Source organism: Hungatella sp. SB206, assembly GCF_051132295.1.
GTDB classification, from domain to species: Bacteria; Bacillota; Clostridia; order Lachnospirales; family Lachnospiraceae; genus Hungatella; species Hungatella effluvii.
In genome coordinates, this window is sequence record NZ_CP096603.1 from 4,694,588 (window position 1) to 4,714,903 (window position 20,316).

Annotated in this window: 15 protein-coding genes and 1 CRISPR repeat array; all 15 genes read right to left on the reverse strand. The window is 45.2% G+C overall.

Annotated features, from left to right (window positions below):
- Positions 1-26: 26 nt before the first annotated feature.
- A complete protein-coding gene (gene cas3, locus M1L66_RS20835; protein ID WP_434687966.1) occupies positions 27-2,168 on the reverse strand; it encodes a CRISPR-associated helicase Cas3' in 2,142 nt (713 codons plus the stop codon).
- A 325-nt stretch (positions 2,169-2,493) separates the two neighbouring features.
- Positions 2,494-4,115: direct repeats of the CRISPR family, unit length 32 nt; unit sequence ATTTCAATCCACGCCACTACATAAGTGGCGAC.
- 201 nt (positions 4,116-4,316) lie between these two features.
- Complete coding sequence (gene cas6 / locus M1L66_RS20840) at positions 4,317-5,213, reverse strand: CRISPR system precrRNA processing endoribonuclease RAMP protein Cas6 (RefSeq protein WP_434687968.1); 897 nt, start codon at positions 5,211-5,213, stop codon at positions 4,317-4,319.
- A gap of 1 nt (position 5,214) precedes the next feature.
- The gene (locus tag M1L66_RS20845) at positions 5,215-6,015 is read right to left on the reverse strand and encodes a hypothetical protein (RefSeq protein ID WP_434687970.1); all 801 of its coding nucleotides are present in this window, start codon (positions 6,013-6,015) and stop codon (positions 5,215-5,217) included.
- Positions 5,996-6,985, reverse strand: a complete 990-nt coding sequence (locus M1L66_RS20850) for a hypothetical protein (RefSeq protein WP_434687972.1) — start codon at positions 6,983-6,985, stop codon at positions 5,996-5,998. The genes M1L66_RS20845 and M1L66_RS20850 overlap by 20 nt, the downstream gene beginning before the upstream one ends.
- Before the next feature lie 14 nt (positions 6,986-6,999).
- A complete protein-coding gene (locus M1L66_RS20855) occupies positions 7,000-7,698 on the reverse strand; it encodes an RAMP superfamily CRISPR-associated protein (protein WP_434687974.1) in 699 nt (232 codons plus the stop codon).
- Positions 7,685-9,703 carry a Cas10/Cmr2 second palm domain-containing protein gene (locus tag M1L66_RS20860; protein ID WP_434687976.1) on the reverse strand — a complete coding sequence of 673 codons (2,019 nt, stop codon included), beginning with the start codon at positions 9,701-9,703 and terminating at the stop codon, positions 7,685-7,687. Before M1L66_RS20860 ends, M1L66_RS20855 begins: the two co-directional genes overlap by 14 nt.
- Before the next feature lie 11 nt (positions 9,704-9,714).
- Positions 9,715-10,602, reverse strand: coding sequence for a DUF6602 domain-containing protein (locus M1L66_RS20865; RefSeq protein WP_434687978.1), 888 nt, complete (start codon positions 10,600-10,602; stop codon positions 9,715-9,717).
- Between the two features lie 278 nt (positions 10,603-10,880).
- Complete coding sequence (locus tag M1L66_RS20870) at positions 10,881-13,310, reverse strand: homocysteine S-methyltransferase family protein (RefSeq protein WP_434687980.1); 2,430 nt, start codon at positions 13,308-13,310, stop codon at positions 10,881-10,883.
- A 5-nt stretch (positions 13,311-13,315) separates the two neighbouring features.
- Positions 13,316-13,960, reverse strand: a complete 645-nt coding sequence (locus M1L66_RS20875; protein WP_434687982.1) for a vitamin B12 dependent-methionine synthase activation domain-containing protein — start codon at positions 13,958-13,960, stop codon at positions 13,316-13,318.
- A 40-nt stretch (positions 13,961-14,000) separates the two neighbouring features.
- Positions 14,001-14,858 (reverse strand): methylenetetrahydrofolate reductase [NAD(P)H], encoded by an 858-nt coding sequence (gene metF / locus M1L66_RS20880; protein WP_187019042.1) that lies wholly within the window; start codon positions 14,856-14,858, stop codon positions 14,001-14,003.
- A 34-nt stretch (positions 14,859-14,892) separates the two neighbouring features.
- Entirely contained in the window at positions 14,893-15,765 is an 873-nt protein-coding gene (hflC, locus tag M1L66_RS20885) for a protease modulator HflC (protein WP_002603404.1), read from the reverse strand.
- On the reverse strand, positions 15,762-16,883 hold the full coding sequence (gene hflK, locus M1L66_RS20890) for an FtsH protease activity modulator HflK (RefSeq protein ID WP_434687985.1): 1,122 nt from the start codon (positions 16,881-16,883) through the stop codon (positions 15,762-15,764). The genes hflC and hflK overlap by 4 nt, the downstream gene beginning before the upstream one ends.
- 356 nt (positions 16,884-17,239) lie before the next feature.
- Entirely contained in the window at positions 17,240-18,502 is a 1,263-nt protein-coding gene (locus M1L66_RS20895; protein ID WP_434687987.1) for a hypothetical protein, read from the reverse strand.
- Between the two features lie 52 nt (positions 18,503-18,554).
- Positions 18,555-18,893 carry a hypothetical protein gene (locus M1L66_RS20900; protein ID WP_055656973.1) on the reverse strand — a complete coding sequence of 113 codons (339 nt, stop codon included), beginning with the start codon at positions 18,891-18,893 and terminating at the stop codon, positions 18,555-18,557.
- A gap of 121 nt (positions 18,894-19,014) precedes the next feature.
- The gene (ftsZ, locus tag M1L66_RS20905) at positions 19,015-20,304 is read right to left on the reverse strand and encodes a cell division protein FtsZ (RefSeq protein WP_187019035.1); all 1,290 of its coding nucleotides are present in this window, start codon (positions 20,302-20,304) and stop codon (positions 19,015-19,017) included.
- Positions 20,305-20,316: the final 12 nt, after the last annotated feature.

Here is a 20,316-nt window from a genome sequence, read left to right on the forward strand (position 1 = left end):
CCAATCGCGTTCTCCTATTTTCAAAATTATAAGAAAACCGCCTCCCCTCTTTCAACATTCAGAACCAGACCCATTTCCTCTGTATACTGATCTGAATTTCTCAAACGATAGAACTTTAAATCAAGCGCTTCCAATTTACCTGCACCGTTTAATTTTTCAAAATCCTGTTCATATACATTCACACAGTAATGACCCGCCTCCCGGACAAGCTGGCGGGAATGTTCCCCACGGCGTATTCGCGCAACAATATCCTGTGCTTCCGGTTCCCTATCAACCAAAATCGTCTTTGTGCTGCCATCTTCTATTAAGCAAAACGCTTTTGCAACATCTGCAAAAGGAAACAGGCCGGTACGCCCGCCCTTTTCTAATTGATCCACGATCCCCTTTACATCTAATCCCCTGTCGCCTTTATAATAATACAGGCGTTTGAAATACTCATGAATTGCCTCCAGTGACGCAATGTCATCATATTTCTCTGCCGTCTGCTCCGCGGCGGCAATAGGCTGCTTTAATTCTGCCGGGAGATGAATCCCCTCTGTCTTACCCAGAGTGAACACCATCGTATGACATTCTTCTCTGCTTCTTTTCCCCTCACGGTTACATCTTCCCGCCGCCTGAATAACAGAGTCAATGCCAGCCAGTTCCCTGTACACCGTTTGGAAATCAAAATCCACTCCTGCTTCGACAAGGCTGGTAGCAATCAGCCTGCACGCCTTTCCATCGATTAAGCGATCCCTTATTTCCTGTAAAAGCTTTTTTCGATGCTCCGGATACATCAGCGTAGATAGATGATACGTCCCCTCTCCTTTTACAGCCTCATAAACGCGCTGCACCTGTCGCCTGCTGTTTAATATACAAAGCACCTGATTTTCCTGTCTCAAAAGAGATGCCAGCTCTTCTTCCGAAATTTTTCCTATTTCCTGAATATCCGTTCGCTTAAAGAACTCATACTGTCCTCTCACATCCGGGCAAATCTCTTTGCATTTCATCGTCTCCGGGAAAAATTGCTGTAACGACGGCTGCGTTGCGGTACACAGCACGGAACTGCAACGATAATTAACAATCAGCTCTGTAATCGCCCGTATACACGGCTGCAAATATCTCACCGGCAGCATCTGCGCCTCATCAAAAATAATCACGCTGTTGGCGATATTATGAAGCTTTCTGCATTTTGATGTTTTATTTGAAAATAATGATTCAAAGAATTGAACATTGGTTGTTACAATCACAGGCTTGTCCCAATTTTCTGCAGCCAGCTGGGACTGCATCAGTTCCTCTTCACTTTCAAACACCACATTGCAATGATCTTCCAATACATTATCAGGCCCCAGAATGTGTTTAAAGACTGCCGCATTCTGCTCAATGATACTCGTGTATGGAATCACATATATGATATGCTGTTTTTCATACTTTATGGCATGTTGAAGGGCAAATGCCAGGGAAGAAACCGTCTTGCCCCCGCCGGTAGGTACGGTTAACTGAAAAAGTCCTGATGGCTCCTTTCCCGTTTCCAAACATGCCTTCAATATCTCTGTTCGTCTTCCATTAACCGTATTTCTGTCGGTATTGGTCAGCCAGGGCGATATAGAATCCTGTACACGCTGGAATAAATCCGCCATGGTATCATACGTCCCACGTGGTACTGGATTTTCAGCCATGAAGCTTTCTGTATCCAGATAATCCCCATCCACCAGACACGAAAACAGCATACGGATAAAAAATGAAGCGGTAAAGCCAAATTCTCCTAAAGGCTGCAAGGCAGGCACCGGAAACGCCGGAATCTCTATCTCTTTCTCAAAAGCATGGTAATCTTCAAGACCTTTCTTCAGCCGTCCCATGAGGGTAGCTTCTCCAGCACAGTCCGCACGGGTGCCGCCATTTAACAACCCCGAGTGATGGCCGGAAATGCAATATGCCGCATAGATATTCTTTCTTTTATATAGTTCCTGTGCCCCTGCAGTCGCATGGTCCGTGATACTTCCACCTTGAAGACGTTTTTGGAACTTGTCGGAATATTTTCCGATATCGTGGATCAGGCCACAGCCAAATCCCCATTCTCTGCAATTAAAGGCGGAGGCGAAATCGCCTGCAAGCTTGGCGGTTCCATGGCAGTGGGCATTGACAGATTGTTTGCGAGTCTTGTCTTGGCTTATATGGGCAAGGTACATGGGATACCTCCTTTATTGGAAAATATTCAGTTTAAAAATGGCACTATTGGTTAGTTGATAACATGATAAATCGTATTACTGGATCAGTATTAGTGTTAGACATTCACCGTATATTGAGCCTTTATTCATCATTTCAATCCGTCTTCGGACTTTCGAGGCACTAGAAACTTTTGAATCGAATAACTGTGCTTATACTATTTCAATCTACACATATCTGTAATGACTATCATGCAATGATCAGATATAATACCCTCCTTTTTATTAAAATTTTACTGCTGTAGTTGAAGCGACAGATATTGCTGCTCCTAGTACCAAGTTAATCCAAATTGCAATTAACGCCACTACATAAGTGGCGACTTACGGTGATGGTTGGAAATGTTCCGGTTACATGATTTCAATCCACGCCACTACATAAGTGGCGACGTAGATGTGAATATGATACGTGGGCAGATTTTCAAATTTCAATCCACGCCACTACATAAGTGGCGACAAAAACGGTGATATCGTTTGTTGGACTGCTGGTATTTCAATCCACGCCACTACATAAGTGGCGACATACAGAGCGGTATGACTGGGTTATCTATAACTGATTTCAATCCACGCCACTACATAAGTGGCGACTACCGATTTGCAGGCATTACAGATTGCAAGGAACATTTCAATCCACGCCACTACATAAGTGGCGACAACCGCTCACTTTGCTCTGTCCAGATCTATATCTGATTTCAATCCACGCCACTACATAAGTGGCGACGCGGAAGCGCTGGTATGCAATCTTCAGGAGAGACGGATTTCAATCCACGCCACTACATAAGTGGCGACCCTGACCGCATTCCCTTCCTCAATTACAAGCTTCATTTCAATCCACGCCACTACATAAGTGGCGACATGCAGTAAATCCGGCTCGCTCCGTTTTCAACTATTTCAATCCACGCCACTACATAAGTGGCGACGGATCACTCCATATCCTGCCACAAAGGCAGTATTATTTCAATCCACGCCACTACATAAGTGGCGACAAAATATCAAGTTTGGGGAAGTCGTTGGCGAGGGTATTTCAATCCACGCCACTACATAAGTGGCGACGTGTTGACCGTATCAGGATCAGAAACCCATGACGAATTTCAATCCACGCCACTACATAAGTGGCGACAGAATACGAAACCCCAGGAGCTGCAACTCCCAGGATTTCAATCCACGCCACTACATAAGTGGCGACCCGTATCCCGTCGGTGAGCAGGTGGCACGGATCGATTTCAATCCACGCCACTACATAAGTGGCGACCTTTTTGCCACTGTCCCGCATAAGATGTCATTGGATTTCAATCCACGCCACTACATAAGTGGCGACACATGATATCAAGATCACATGACACGAGTACAGAATTTCAATCCACGCCACTACATAAGTGGCGACATGTATCCTTGGTATCATTCCGGGTGACGTAATTATTTCAATCCACGCCACTACATAAGTGGCGACGATATCGGCCTTCCCACCTAAATCACTATTTAAATATTTCAATCCACGCCACTACATAAGTGGCGACACCCTCTTCTTCCCATCTTCGAATATCTTAATCATATTTCAATCCACGCCACTACATAAGTGGCGACTATTGGTAATATTAATTTTATAAGTTGTGCAGAATTTCAATCCACGCCACTACATAAGTGGCGACACCAGATCAGGCAAGGGCTATTGGGTATGGTTTAGATTTCAATCCACGCCACTACATAAGTGGCGACGGGAGGAATAGGCAATGACACAGGGATTTGACGAAATTTCAATCCACGCCACTACATAAGTGGCGACCTCTGGCACCGTGTGCTTACTTTCTGGCACAGCAATTTCAATCCACGCCACTACATAAGTGGCGACGGCCACGGACGAGGCCGGGAACACAACCACGAAATTTCAATCCACGCCACTACATAAGTGGCGACCGCAATTATGCACAAAATCAACAGCATATTTTGCATCAACATAACTAAAAATCCACTACATTTCTATTCTAACACGTTATCTCCGACAAAACAATTAAATTTTGACATTATTTATCATCACTTTCACATCTTTCCAGGTGCGAATCCCCCAGTATTTTCATGGTCACTTGACATTCGCACCTGCTGTAAATCAATCTCATTTTAGGATTTTTCCATAGCTCCAAACACGACATCAATCTTACCACACCCAAACGTAGTATTCCTGCCTATATGTAAAATTGATGCCGCATTCAGCCATGAAGTAAATGCCGATAATTCTCCTTTAAAAGTCATGGCTCCCATTAATCCGCTTAAATCCATTTTCACATTTCTTCTTGTTGAATATCTGTCTATTTTATTCAAATATAACCCCGATGATACTTCCTGCACCATTTCCATAAGGCATTGTAATGTATCAATCTCCTCTAAATCCACATATCCCCCATACCGTTCAGTTAACTCGCTCATTCTTCTCGTTATATTTCTCATAATAGTTGGAAAATCAATATCTAATAACAGGTTGCCGTTACGTCTTATCCTTAATGGCGTTAAAAAATGGATTGAACAATATGTACTTTTATTCTGAAATGTACCTGGAACCAATTGACTTACCGCATGTTTCCATTCTGTCTCACCATTCTTCCAGATCAGTTGAAGTGTCTGACCGTGCCGTATCTCTGACAATTCAAAAAGTTTTCTCTCCGCCCCCACTCTAAACCATCGGATCTTGGACAAAATTTTTACCACCGTCGTGCAATACTGAACAGCATCCCCCAACAGTACAAATTGAAAGCACAGCTCATCTCCAACCCTATATATTCCATGATATCTCGGCGGTTCAATAATATAAGGATTTATAATATCCTGCTTCGCACCTCCAAAGCTGCGATTTTCAAATAAATAGCGATACACCTCTTTATGAGATAATAGGGCCCAGCCCATAATTCCGTGCAGCGTTGATCCTAAATATTCTGGTAACAAAGCCGTTTCATGACACTTTAACTGTATCAAAAGCGGTGTATAGACAAGTGAAAAATGAGCATTCCGCTGATCCGTCATCTTACCTCCGTTCCAATGAAATCTTTACAAGGCCGTGTGGCAATTCATTTTTTCGATCAATGTAGATACCACCATTTAACGTCTCCGTTTCCGCATAAATCTTTGATAGCAGCAGCCCCTTAAAACCACCTAAAAAGATAAAGGCGGCATTGCTTTCTAAATATTGAGCTTCATATTTCGTATTTTGTATATTTTTTCTTACATTCTCTAATCTCTCTTTTGTTTTGCTACTATCCTCCCCTTCTGCATCAATCAAACCATTCTCAATAATTTCATCTAATGTTGTATACAATTGCAACAATTTTTTATCCGTATTCCGTCTGGTATTCAACAAAAAATGCTCAGGATCCTCCCTGCAAAAAGCATCACCAATTAGTGTTACGCCTTCCTTCAGCATCTCGACTGATAACTTTGGGAAAAACTCTTCCAGCTTTACTTTCTTATTGTTTTCATTCTCTTTCCCCATCGGTGGCCGATGCTGCAATTTGTAAAGTTTTTTTAATTCGATATCCTTATAATTTACCACCATATCGTCTATTCCCAACTCACTGGAACCAATGGCACCTTTTACAGAAGATCCCGGTATATAGTACTGTGTATGCTCAGGATCATAATTCTTATAACAGCCATACTGATAAAATGGATAGATAATATTAAAGTTTTTTACCTCACCTTCTTTACCAAAATCCGCCCAATTGAACTGTAACCCTTCATAGTAACCATTCTGTCCTCTGGGGGAAAGAGCTACTGTTGAACGCGTTTTCAGTTTACAATAATATTTCTCAATATTTTTCGTATACACCACTTCCTTCTCCTTCCATCGGATACATAAAAGAATTGCCGAAAATAATAGTTTTTTCATCTTCAGGATTGCAAATGGAACGTCCTGCCTCGTATATGCTTTCTTCTACGTCAATAACGCTTCCAGCCTGAATAAAACTGATGAACCTGCTTCGGTAAGAATTATCCCATCCTTCACGCTTATTATAGGGACGCCGTTCCGAAGTAAAGAGTTGTAAACTGGACTCCTGATAATCAATTTTGTCCGGCAGCAGCATTCCCAGATTCAAATAATGCTTTCCAGTCTGATGGTAGAAACAGGATTTATAAAATATTTCTCCCACATAAAATATATTTAAACCTTGTGAAGCACGCGGTCCTAAGAAAAATGGTCTCTTATTTTGCCGGGCCAATTGCAAAATCTGTAAAAAAACGGATACCTCTTCACACGCTTCAACAGCCAGGTAAAATTCAAACTTCTTCACCAGGCTCCCTGATTTATCTCCGTCCTGTTCAATCTTCACTGCCCTGATTTGCGGAACCGAGTATACATTAGGGTCCAAACCCGCCAGTCCATAGTTTAGACTATCAATAGAAGCATGAATCTGCTGAGAATCCTTAATCGTTATATATGGATAGGCCCTTTCTGCCCCTGCTCGTTTCTGCATCGTATCCAGTAAATATTCTTTCTCTATATAGCGCCGCTTTTTCAATTCTTTATATACTTTTTTGTCCAATTTTTCTCTGCTTGCCGCCAGCTTATCCAATAAAAATGCTTGTGGAACCGGCAAATAATTATCTGGCAGCAAATCAGAAAGTGCAAAATAAAACTTCTTCTCTTTTACTTTTGAAACAAACTCAGATGCCAAATCATTATTTGTATATTCTGCATACATATAAATCAAAGCTCCAAAAAGCTTTTGAGAATCTGGAATTTGAGTAAGTTCCCCGGATAAATCCATCTTAACTCTATATACCTCTATGTCAGCCATATATGAAAGTCCCCCTAAACAATCTCAGTCTCAATCCTGCCATAGCCCCGGCTCCCTGAATTTCCCAACCGGTAAATACCATCATTAAACTCTAAGACCGCACTTTTTATAAATTCTTCAACCTCATCTGTTTCCAGGAGTTCCATACGGTGAGTTAAAATATTTCCGCTAAAAACAATTCCTGGTCTGACGGTTTTATAAATTCGCGGAAGTGATCTCAAGCTATTATCTAAGGCAGAATCAATAATCGTATTTTTGGAATCAATTGAGAAATAGTTTTCCTGTGCCATCTCTTCTACCGGAATAAAATCCTGAAAGATTAGTTTCGGAGTATCATTAAAACCCATGATTCCAAATAAATACTCCACGGAAGCGTCTTCTATCGCCTTCTTGAAACGTTCTGCCATTCTGGCAATCCGTTCTTCCTCTATGTTATTATTCAGTGTTTTCATTCGCTCCTCGTTTTCCTGGCAAAGCTTACTCAAGTACTTTCTGTACACGTTTTCTATATTCTTAGCCTGCGGATTACCAGAAGCTTCCATATCCCGCATAATTCTCTTTAAAACTCCTTTAAATGAAGAAGCCGGAATCATTGGAAAGCCCTGATAATTTGTTTTTGTTACTGCATCAATCCCACCGATCTCAAAGGTCGATGGTGTATCGCCGATAAACAGGTTTGTTTTTGTTGTTATTCTTATATCAATTCTTTCCATACGCTCTTTTTCCTCCGTTATTTTTCCCTTTTACAGAATATAGCGTTTTATATTTTATTAACCGTTCATTAAGAACATTAAAAATCAACAGTGTGTCAATATAGTCTTCATTCCACAATTTTGTTGAATACGCTAATTTTAAAAAGCTTTTTTCATCAAAATATAAAGATGGCGGCGGCTTACAGCCAATTCTGCGTTCATCCGCTAACTGCTCATACTTTTCCCTGGTTTCACCGATATTTAGCATTATCATTTCCGCATTCACCTTCGGATTCACTCCCACTGATTTCATTCGATGAAGAAGTGATTTCGACAGGCGCAGTGTCTGATATACCTGCACATCTCTGCCTTTGGAATTCTTATATTTTGTATCAACTACAAATAGTTTCCGCATATTTTTAACTTTTCTAAAATCATCTGCTTTATCTGAAACAGCTTTCAAAAGATTCTCTTGATACAGATATCGCAGTCCCCTGTTAAATACACTCGTTCTGATCCTTTTTATCTCATTGTCATCAAACGTAATTCCTTTGGTGTCGGATAAATGATCAGTCATTTGATAACGTTCATCTGAAAAAAGGAGCAGTAACCGGATATACTTTTCGAATTTTTCCTTTACTTTACCGTCTTTATCATAAAATCTAATAAACTGACTCCTTCCTTCTTTTTCCAACGTCTGCTTCAACAGCATATCAATCAGCAGTAATTCACATATACCCAATTTTGTCTTGCTTTCGAAATAAGACGGAATGAAATGATAAAAGACTGCATTGCTATATTTTACCCTGTTTTTTCTGACCTCTGAATCTGTAATTTTGTTTAATAAGCCATATAAAAAGTGATGGACTTTAAAGCCTTCACTTTCTGCACTCTTCAAGATTTTAAGGTCATGAATAAAGTGGGACCATGATTGCGGTTTTGCCTCTTTATCAATGGAATCAAAAAATACATATTCATTCAGGCAAATACGAATATATGGCTGTAATTGATCCATATCTGTGAAATCTGCCGTTTTCGCAAAATCCAGCTGTCTCTGCACGCGCTCATAATAATATCGAATCGGCTCTCTGTTAAAGGTAAAATCAATTCCAATACTCATTGATATGAAAAGCTTTTCATTGCCAGCAGTCTCGATTCCCAACTCATCTATTTTTTCATTTATCTCTCTCAAGATAGCTTTGCACAAATTAACGCCATCCATTATGTAGGGAGCCGGGACTGCGAATAAAATATCATCACCTGCAATATACAACGGATACAGTTTAAAACTGCCATCATTTTTCTTAAATTTTTCCGTTTTATCCGCCAAAGAATCCAGACATATGTATCTCGAAAGAATTTCACTAATAGTCCTATAATGCTTAAAATCGCTTATTCTTTCAAATAATTGACCCATTCCGTCCAAATCCGCTTTTATAACAGCTATGCGAAAGTATCGTTCATTATCCAATAAGCTCTCTGAATAAAGTTTATTAATATTTTCTTCAAACATCGGATATTCTTTTCCCTCAATCCATATGCTTATATCTGCACTGGTCTGAGGTTCGAAGATTATCTGGCAGTTTTCTCTTATTACTTCATTCAAACAGCCTTTTCCTTTTAGCAGTTTCTTGCATTTTTTAATCATCTGCAATTTATCACGATCAGAAGAAAGTTTATACTCAAAACTCAAATATTTTATTAAGAGCTTACCGCTGTATTCTTTATAATAATACGTAAACAGTTCTTTCAAACATTCCTTTATCTCTTCATCTTCCAGCTCCGTCGTAAAAATACAAACGCCCGAGCATTGTAATAAGATTTCCTTTACTTTACCGGAAAAGATTCCTTCAGCCCCGCTCAATCCTACTTTTCGAAAAAAATTCTCAGATATAATCCTGGACGAAGAAATAATACTGTTTAATGTGCCGCTGTTCATCTGACTCTTTTGCGTATGTTCATGAATGGTATCAAACAAAAATGTTTGAACTTTATCTATGGATAGCGTAACAATCCTATCTGCCATTATTTTCCTCCCTAATCCTCGTTAAATAGCCCTACATATGCCCGATGGGGGAACAACATAGGATTATTGATTAACATAAGCAGTTGGTTTAACTGAAAATTAAACGTCATAAGTGATATCGGCTTCTTATCCTTGTCCAATACCTGATATTCTTCCATCTTTATTTTTTCCAATGCAGCTTTATCAATTTTATTTTTGTTATTCTCAATATATTGATCCATTTTCTCTTCACTAAATCCATAAAAATTCAAGTCCTTAAACCATTTATACAAATTATCAAATGTTGTATTGGACGTCACCTTAATATATGTGTTTTCGATATTATTACTCTTATTCGCCGCCAACAATACAAAGTCAAAAATACTTTCAATTTCCCTCGGGATACTCTGATCCAAAGCGCACAATATTCTTATCGGTCTCGTAGACATCTGCGTAAGGGTCGGGCCTGTTGTAATCTGTGTCGCTAAACGAGCAACAGATTCAGTAGCAGTATATAATTTACTCAGTTCATCTCCCCATTTTTTTATTGATTCAGGATCTATACTCTGACTCTTACATTCTACTACTGCAGCGACTGCTTCTATCGGTATAAACTTTAATTTGCCATAGTGAAATATATAAGGGGTATACATTTCATCCATGATCACTAAATCTATTTCTTTGGATATCCCATCTTTCGAATCAATAATGAATGCGGATTGCTCTATGACAAACTTCTTAGGCAACATCTGGGCAAACAACTCAGCCCAAATCTCCTCTCGAAATGTTCCTGTCGTTGGGCCGTGCAAATCATTTCCCATGAAAAGTTGTTTTGAGATCATTCCTTCTAAAGACTGATAGTTTTCTCTAATATTTTTTACCACTTTTTCTTTTCTATTAAGCGTATCTCCTTTTCCCATATTATACTCCTTTTTCTTATATTGTACATTTTTAATAATTTCATTATAGTTCTTATATTAATTATTGTCAATATTTATTATTATATTATTCACATATAATATTATGGAAGTTTTGATTTTTTTTTATTTTTGTGTTAAACTAACATACGGCGATTCTCTTATATAAGCAGAGAATCGAGGATTGAAATCATAATATTATATGGGACAAAAAAAGAACAGCTGTTTTTGAATACAACTGTTCTTTTTGCTGCTAATCTCTTCCCGCTCCCAGCTGCCAACTACACCCCCACAAACAACTCCTCCGCATAATTCACCGACGCCATCGCATCCCTGCAATACCGGTCCGCCCCGATCGTCCTCGCGTACTCCTCCGTCAGCACAGCGCCTCCCACCATCACCTTCGTCCAGGGAGCCGCCACTCGGAGCTGTCTGATGGTCTCTTCCATACTCGGCACCGTAGTCGTCATAAGCGCGCTGAGTCCCACCAGCTTTACCTCTTTTTCAACCGCCGTCTCCACCACCAGCTCTGGAGGCACATCCTTGCCTAAATCAATCACATCATACCCATAATTCTCCAGAAGCACCTTAACGATATTCTTTCCAATATCATGGATATCCCCCTTCACCGTAGCCAGGATAATCCGCTCTTTCTTTTCCTGTTCCTTCCCCGACTTCGCCATCTGCTCCTTGATGACTTCAAAAGCCGCCTTAGCCGCCTCCGCGCTCATCAAAAGCTGCGGAAGGAACACCGTGCCCTTCTCAAATCCTTTTCCAACACGGTCTAAAGCCGGAATCATCTCATCATTGATAATAACAAGGGGCTCCGACGTCTTCAAACGCTCCGTAACCGCCTGGTGCGCGCTCTCCTTCAAGCCTCTCTCAATGCTCTCAGCAAGGGAGGCCGTCAGTGCAGTGCCGCTCCCATCCATTTTCCCGGCTCCGCTGCCCTGACGTACCGTCTGCCCCAGCGTCGCCACCTGCCCGCTGTAGACGCTTATATACTCACTGCACTGTGGATCTAAATCCGCCAGCACCCGGAAGCTGTAATACGAGCGCATCATAGCCTCAGAATTAGGATTGATAATCGCCGCGTTCAGCCCATTCTGAAGCGCCATGGTGAAAAATGCCGCATTGACGATCTCCCGCTGCGGAAGCCCAAAGGAAATGTTGGAGACACCGAGAATCGTCTTTCCTCCCAGCTCATCCCGCACCCGCCGCACCGTCTCCAGCGTGGTAATCGCGCCTTTGCTGTCGGAACTGACCGTCATGCAGAGCGCATCGATGATGATATCTTTTTTCTCAATCCCATACTCCGCCGCCTTCGCATAGATCTTTTCCGCCACCTTCAACCGTCCGTCGGCAGTCTCAGGAATCCCGTCCTCGTCCAGCGCCAGAGCAACCACTACGCCGCCGTACCGCTTCACCAACGGAAAGACCGCCTCCATCACTTCCCTCTTCCCATTGACAGAGTTAATCAGCGGCTTGCCGTTATAGACGCGCATAGCCCGCTCCATGGCCTGAATATTGGAAGTATCAATCTGAAGCGGAAGATCGATGATACTCTGCAGCTCCTGCACCACTTCCTCCATCACGGCAGTCTCGTCGATCTCCGGCAGGCCCACGTTCACGTCAAGCACGTGGGCGCCGTTGTCCTGCTGCGTCACGCCTTCGCGCAGAATATACTCCAGATTGTGATCCCGCAGCGCCTGTTTAAACTTTGACTTTCCCGTCGGGTTGATGCGCTCGCCAATAATCACAGGATTTTTGTCAATCACAACCGCCTGCGCATAAGAAGAAATGACCGTCCGGTCCTTTTTCTCCGGCATACGTGCCGGAAAATCCTTACAGAGCGCAACCGTCTTCCTGATATGCTCCGGCGTCGTCCCGCAGCAGCCGCCCACGACACAGGCTCCCATCTCCACGATCTCTCTCATGGTCTCTGCAAACTCATCCGCATCGATATCATAGACGGTCTTACCGCCTTCACTCCTCGGAAGTCCGGCGTTTGGATTAACAATCACCGGGACGGATGCTGCCTTCATGATATCCGCCAGGATCCCCTTTATCTGAAGCGGACCCAGACCACAGTTGATTCCCAGAGCGTCCACGCCCAGGCCCTCCAGCAGAGCCACTGTGGATTCCACGGTTCCTCCCGTTAGAAGATTGCCCTTGCTGTCAAAAATCATCGTAGCGAAGACAGGAAGATCACAGTTTTCCTTAGCAGCCAGAACGGCCGCCTTTACCTCATAGCTGTCGCTCATAGTTTCTATCAAAACAAGATCAGCACCCTCGCGCGCACCGATTTTAACGACGTCAGAGAACAGCCCGTACGCCTCCTCGAATCCCAAGTCACCAAGCGGCTTCAAAAGCTTTCCCGTAGGTCCGATATCAAGAGCGATAAAGCTCTTTTTTCCGGCTTTCCCGACAGCATTCTTCGCATTTTCCATGGCCGCTGTCACAATCCCGTCCAGCCCATATTCACTGGAATTGTTAAATTTCAGCCCGTTGGCACCAAAGGTATTCGTCTTGATGATGTCGGCTCCCGCCTCCAGATAATCGTAATGCAGCTTTGTCACAATCTCCGGTTGAAGGATATTCCACGTCTCCGGCAGTTCTCCCGGCTTCAGTCCATTAGCCTGCAGAAGGCTTCCCGTGCCGCCGTCGAAAAATACGATTCTCTTCCTGATTTCTTCCATTAACTCTGTCATATCCCTTATCCTCTCCTGTACGCGCAGTCTGTTTTCGAACATAATTCACAGCCCCTCACCTCACAGCGATGAGGCTTCGGGCTCACTCCCATCACCGCGGTCACGGATTTGGAAGGAGTCATCAAAAGGCTGTCTGTAAGCATAATTCCAATCCTCTTGGCCGTCTCTAAAACGGAGATGATATCCCTCTGGCATTCCAGGGGAAAATCTCCGTATCCGGGGCTGAACCTGGGCCGCAGATAGAGCCCTTTTTTCTCAAAGGACTCTTTCAGTGCCGTATTCACCTCGTCACAGTACGATTCAATCATGGCGGTGGCCGCAGCCTGCATTGTCACTGCCTTGCTCATCTGAAGCTTCGTGTACTTACGAATCAGGGAATCCACCTCCGTCCCAAGGGTAGCGGCAAATAAAATGACCTGTTCGCAGTCCTTCAAATTACGGCTGAGGCTCCGGCTCTTCGTCCGAAACACCGTAAAATCCAGTTCTTCCTCCGGCAAAGGCACGAAAGGGTATACTCTGTATATACTTTTCGGCGACGCTGCCGCCTCCAGCTCCTCCACACATTCTTCAATCAGCTTCGAAACCTTCTCATCCGCTTCCTGTCTGCCATATCCCAGATACCTTCGAATCTCTCTCCGGTTAATTTCCATGCATATCACTCCACTTCTCACCGGGACCTGCACCAATCCATTACAGAATTTCCGACAGGTTCTCCTTTATTTTTGCCGCCACATCCGGTTTATTCATGGAATACACGTGAATCGCGTCCACTCCATTGGCAATGAGATCGATAATCTGCTCCGTAGCATAGGCGATCCCCGCCTGTTTCATGGCCGCAGGATTATCTCCGAACCGGTCCACAATCGATTTAAACCGTGACGGCAAATACGTTCCTGAGAGCTGGCAGCTGCGGATGATCTGCTTTACATTCGTCACCGGCATAATTCCCGCCACGACAGGCACCGTAATCCCTTTCTCCCGGATCCGGTACAGATAATTATATAAGATATTATTGTCAAAGAACATCTGGGTAGTCACAAAGTCACATCCGGCTTCCACCTTCTGCTTCAGATAGTCCATATCGATGGTTTTGCTGACCGATTCCACATGGCCCTCCGGATAACAGGCCGCTCCAATGCAGAAATCGCCGCAGGCCTTGATCTCCCGGATCAGCTCCGAGGCAAAACGGTAATCCGATGCCACAGGCCCTTCCTTCGGGATATCACCGCGCAGAGCAAGGACATTCTCAATTCCCGCGGCCTTTAACTCTTCCAGCACCTCGTGCACCTTTTCTCTTGTGGAGGAGACACACGTAAGGTGGGCCAGCGCCGTCACCTGGTACTCATGATGCAGGGTGGAGGCGATGTCCACCGTATACTGGCTCGTACCGCCTCCTGCTCCGTACGTCACACTCATAAAGGCCGGATTCAGCTTTGCAATCTCAGCCGCTGCCTTTTCTACGGACTCGTACTTATCTTCCGTCTTCGGAGGAAACACCTCGAAGGATAACGTGGGCTTTCCCTGCCCCAGTATGTCTTTGATCTTCATATCGTAAATCTCCTGTCTTTCGTAATATCCGCCCTTACTGCCCCATAAAAATTCGGGCGATCGGCGAATCTGCGGGCAGAATCAGCGTATTACTGTCTCCCTTTAGAGAAGCCCGCGCCGCTTCCAGCGACCTGGTGTAGGAATAAAAATCAGCCTTCTGCGGATCGCGGTACGCCTCCGCCATAATTCTCATGTACTCGGCCTCACCATCCGCCGTAATGGCCGCCGCCTGTGCTTTCGCATCGGAAATGCTGATGGCGATTTCGCGGTCTGTTGTATTTCTGATCTTCTGAGCCTCGGCCTGGCCTTCTGCGGTATAGGTCGCTGCGATCTTGTCGCGCTCTGAAATCATACGCTCATAAACCGCCGCCTTATTATCGGCAGGCAGGTCCAGCCGCTTTGTCTCTACGGCCAGAAGCTGGATTCCGTATTCAGCCATGCTGTCGCCGACGTTTGTCATAATGGCCTGGGACAGTTCTCCATCCCGGCCGCTGATTACCTCATTCTGGCTCATGCTGCTGATCACATTTTTAACGGAGTTATAAACCACTGTATCGATTCTCCCCTCCGCGTTCGCTACGGAAGAATTCAGCGTCTGCGCAAATTTGAGCGGATCCGTAATGCGCCACAGCACATAACTGTCGCTTAACATGGTCTTCTTATCCATGGTAATCACGTCAGACGCCGCCAGATCGTACAAGAGGATCTGCTTCGGCAGCGTGTCCGCTGTCTGAATAAATGGAAGCTTCAGTGTAACTCCCGCGGTATCAATGATCCGCTCCACCCGGCCGAACTGCCGGATCAGCTTATACTCATTTTCATTCGTTACTACAACTGAACCTAATAATACTATAATGACGGCCAGTCCTGCAATAGTTCCTGTCACTTTTTTCAATGTTTTTTTCATTCTGCTGCCTCCTCTGCCCCATGATCTGTCTGGCTTCCCGTGCTCTGAGTTCCCGAACCGCCCTGCTTCATGCCGCTTTTTCCATCATTTCCTGTACGTTCTCCTGCACTGTTTCCCAGTGAATTCTGTCCCGTCGCGTTATTTCCCGCACTCTGGGACGCTGCAGCTCCTGCTGTGCCCGTAAAGCTGTCTAAAGGCAGGATCGTATCCGTCTTGCCGGTACCGTCGATGATCACCTTCATTCCCGGCAGCACATCCTCCATAGCCTCATAGAACATGCGCTTTCTTGTCACTTCCGGATTTTTGCTGTATTCCTCGTACATGGCGTTGAACTTCGCCACCTCCGCGTTAGCCTCGTTGACTCGCTGCACCTTTGAGGACTCTGCCTCCTGCAAAATCTTATCCATCTGCGCCGTAGCCTCCGGAAGCTTTTCATTGCGGTACTTGTTTGCATTATTAATCGCTGTTTCCTTGCCCTGTTTGGCGGTCTCCACGGCTTTAAACGCCTCCATCACCTCCGCTGTCGGCGGTTCGGAATCCTGGATTGTGACGTTCACCACGGAAAGTCCCACATCATGCTGTTCCAGCTTATTCATAATCATCTCTTTCACCCTGGACTGTATCTCATTTTTTCCGGTCGTCAGCACCGAATCCACATCGTAGCTTCCGATAACGGTACGGATACAGCTTCTGCTGATATTCTGCAAAATGGTGAATGGGTCCTGAGACGCATACACGGCCTTCACCGGATCCACTACCTTATATTCCACGAAGAAGTCCACATTTACAAAATTGTAATCACTGGTAATCATCAGAGAGTCCGCTTCCTCCGACTGGTTATCCGATGGATCGTAACCGATAGCCACGCCCTGTATGGTGGTATTCACCTTCTGTACCCGCTGAATAAACGGAATCTTAAAATGCAGCCCGGGCTCCGCGACCGTCTTCGCCGATCCGAGGGTTGTAAGCACCGCCTGCTCCTGTTCCTGAATGTTATAAACAGAGCCAATCCCTATGACAGGAATCGCTATCACCAAGACCGCTATCACTCCTGATTTCTTGAGCAGACCTGTAATCTTATTCAACTTTGGTTTCTTGCTGGGATCAAATGTTTCCATATTTTCTCCGCCTTTCTTTCTGTCGTTTTTCTGGTTTCTCTCGTAAAGGGCACGGAAAACGCGGCCGCGTTTCCTTTATGCAGACTATGAAGTCCCATAAAGCAAGCTTTCCTATGTAATAAAAAAAGACCTTTACTGACAGCCATCTGGTTATCAATAAAAGTCTTGCACATTTCATAAGTATGCGGATAAAGGTTCCTTTATCGTTCTGACGCAATCTTATCCAGCCCCGGGGCTGGAAGCTACTCCCTCTTACGATTGATGATACTATATCACAATCCGGTTACATTGTCAAGAAAATATCATATCATTCCTGACACCATATCTTCCCAAGTTACAGTTCCGATCCCCCTTACCTACAACTCTGAACCCAACTCAGGATCGTTATACGATGCATAGACATAAAGGGCTTCTTCCCCCTCATATCTGTAAATTTCGATGACAAACAGCCCTTCATAGATATAGCTGCTCTGCTCCTGCTTCACAATATCTCTGGCTTCCTCCATAATCTCATCGGCCTTCCGGTCTTCCGTCGCAATTCCGCTGCTCTCCTCTGTCGCAGTCAGGAAACGCTCCAGAAAGGCCAGTGAGGCTTCGCTGCTGTAAAGTCTGGATGTATAATCATGAAGTTCATTGGTCGCAGTGTCATAGTTCACATCGAGATACTGGTCTGTGTATTCGTCGTCCCGCGTTTCACTCAGGTTATCCTCCAGATAGAGGCTTCTAATGCTTTCAAAATAAGACGTATCGTAATATAAGTAATTATCCGTATAGAGTTCGTCGGAATCAAGTTTATAGCCAAAGTCAGAACTCTCGACAGCAGCCAGCAGCTGCTCACTCACATAAACGCCATCCGCCGGAAAATGGTAGTAAGCCATACACGGTTCGCCCGCTTCTATCACGTCCTCATCATCCAGCTCCGTAAAATCAGATTCATAGTCATAATTATATGCCTCCGTCGTCTCCGCAGCTCCTTTGAGATAATCACTTAAGTAGCCTTCCAAGTTTGTAAAGGCAACCATGGCAATGGTGACAAGACCGACAGCAGCCATAATCAGAACGGTTTTTCCTGCGTTGCTTTTCTTCCCCTCCGGCTTCATACTTCCGGTTCCTGTTGGACGGCTTCCCGCTCCATAACCGCCTGTGGCTGTACGGTACGCCCCGGAACCTACTGCCGGTTTCCCGTATGATCCGCTTATACTGCCCGTTCCTGCCTGCTCTGATGTTCTTGTCTGTCCCTGCTTCGACGCCGTTCCTGGCGTCCGTCCTCCACCGGAAGCTGCTGCGCCCGAAAAAGGCCTCTGAACAGGCTTATTGGGAGCTGTACCGCCTTGAACCGGACCACCTTGAACCGGGCGCCCCTGGGCCGGACGGCCTTGAACCGGACGGCCAGCCGAACTGCCATAAGCCGTTCTGGCAGGATTACCACTTTCCTCGTGGTGATCCGCCTCCAGATATGGATTATGGAAGCCGCACTCCGTCTCATACTCCGGATGTCTCTCATTGAGATAGTAATCCACGTTCTGCGTATAGGGATTCCTGATCACCCTTCTGCAGCGCGGACAGTAATTCCCCGCGTTTACAGGAAGGTCACAGACCGGGCACATCTTCTTCATCATCGCACTTTCCCCCTCTTTCTCCGTCGTATTATAAAACTCACACAAAGCGATACTATCCAAGCACGAGATGAGCCACCGCGATCTCATCGTCCTCGCGGAAGCCCTGCGCGCAGACCAGGATATTGTATACATACTGACTATCCAGCCCTGTCATTTCCGAAATCTTCTCGATGTTGTTTCCCTGCAAAGTCAGCTCCATCACACGGTGCACATCCTCCGCCGTCTTCTTTAAGAGCTCGTCGTGATTGGACTGAAGCTTCATCCCATCCGTCTGCAAATCCTCTTCGGTAATAAAGTCTTCCAGGGACAGCTCTTTCTCCCCTTCCCCGCTCTTATAATACTCTTCCGACATCTCCCAGTCTTCACCCTGGTTTTTCTTTTCTTCCGACATAAAGTATCTCCTCCGTTTAAAACAAGGGGTGCTGCAGGTAGTCCTAGCGCTTTGCTAAGGCCATCTGCAGCCCCCCCCCCATTTTTTAATCCTGTGTTACGACGCGGCGCAGCACAGCATCTTATCTCTTGTTCTTTAAGAAATCCGGAATATTGATCTGAACTTCTCTGTTTACGGTTGGTCTGTAAGGCTGTCCGGCACCCTGGGAAGCACCTGGTGCACCGGCCTGTCCGCCATAATTTGGCTTGTTGTAGTTTGGATTGTATCCCTGGTTTCCATAGTTTGGATTGCCGTAGTTCGGGTTATAATTCGGATTGTAAGCAGGCGCGGTTGCCGCAGCTTCCTGATTCGGGTTAGGATTCTGGTTCTGCGCCGGCTGTGCTGTCGGTTTCTGCGGTCTCGTATAGCCGGTTGCACTGCCGCCGAAGCTTGTCATGACCTTGCCGACAGGAGTCTCATTCCCCATATCGAGGCCGGTGGCAATAACAGTAATGCTGGCTTCATCCTGAGCAGTCTCGTCATACATGGCGCCGAAGATGATGTTGGCTTCGTCTCCTGCCATCTCCTGAACGTAGCTGGCCGCTTCGTTGGCCTCGATCAGGCTGATATCGCCGGAAATATTGATGATAACGTGGGAGGCACCCTCGATAGTGGTTTCCAGCAGCGGACTGGATACGGCCTGCTTCACAGCATCGAGAGCCTTCTCGTCGCCCTTTGCCTTGCCTATACCGATATGTGCGATGCCCTTGTCCGTCATGACGGTCTGAACATCGGCGAAATCCAGGTTAATCAGACCTGGAACGTTGATTAAGTCTGTAATGCCCTGTACTGCCTGCTGAAGGACTTCATCCGCCTTCTTTAACGCATCCGGCATGGTGGTACGCCTGTCCACAATCTCAAGCAGACGGTCGTTGGGAATCACAATTAAGGTATCAACGCTCTCTTTTAAGCGCTCGATACCTGCGATCGCATTCGACATACGTGTCTTTGCCTCAAAGCGGAACGGCTTTGTGACAACACCGACTGTCAGAATCCCCATATCTTTTGCAATCTTGGCAACAACGGGAGCCGCACCGGTTCCTGTTCCACCGCCCATACCACAGGTAACGAACACCATGTCCGCGCCCTTCATGGCCTGAGCCAGTTCCTCAGAACTCTCCTCGGCAGCCTTCTCTCCGATCTCAGGCTTAGCGCCTGCTCCGAGTCCCTTTGTCAGTTTCTCTCCGATCTGCATAGCCGTAGGGGCCTTGCAAAACTGAAGTGCCTGCTTGTCTGTATTAATTCCGATGAATTCTACACCGGCGATACTCTCATCAATCATACGGTTTACTGCGTTGTTTCCGGCACCGCCCACACCAATTACCAGAATTCTTGCAGCATTATCCGCCTCATTTATCTTAATCTCTAACAAGATTATATCCTC